Origin of the sequence: Pseudomonas persica, from assembly GCF_900291015.1 — a bacterium.
Lineage (GTDB): Bacteria > Pseudomonadota > Gammaproteobacteria > Pseudomonadales > Pseudomonadaceae > Aquipseudomonas.
In genome coordinates this window covers 1-253 of sequence record NZ_OLKL01000251.1, presented here as the reverse complement: position 1 = coordinate 253, position 253 = coordinate 1, and the positions used below count along the sequence as shown (strand labels likewise).

1 protein-coding gene is annotated in these 253 nt (G+C 65.6%); it reads left to right on the top strand.

Features of this window, described 5'->3' with window-relative positions; genetic code table 11:
- A partial coding sequence (locus FQ664_RS26460; RefSeq protein WP_306109839.1) for a DNA gyrase subunit A occupies positions 1 to 253 on the top strand: 253 nt, incomplete at both ends.

Genomic DNA, 253 nt, shown 5'->3' with positions numbered 1-253 from the left:
ACCGTGGACTGGGTGCCGAACTTCGATGGCACGTTGCAGGAGCCAGCCGTGCTGCCTGCGCGCCTGCCCAACATCCTGCTCAACGGTACCACTGGTATCGCCGTGGGCATGGCCACCGACGTGCCGCCGCACAACCTGCGAGAGGTGGCCAGTGCCTGTGTGCGACTGCTCGATGAGCCCAAGGCAACCGTCGAGCAGTTGTGCGAGCACATCCAGGGGCCGGATTACCCGACCGAGGCAGAGATCGTCACGC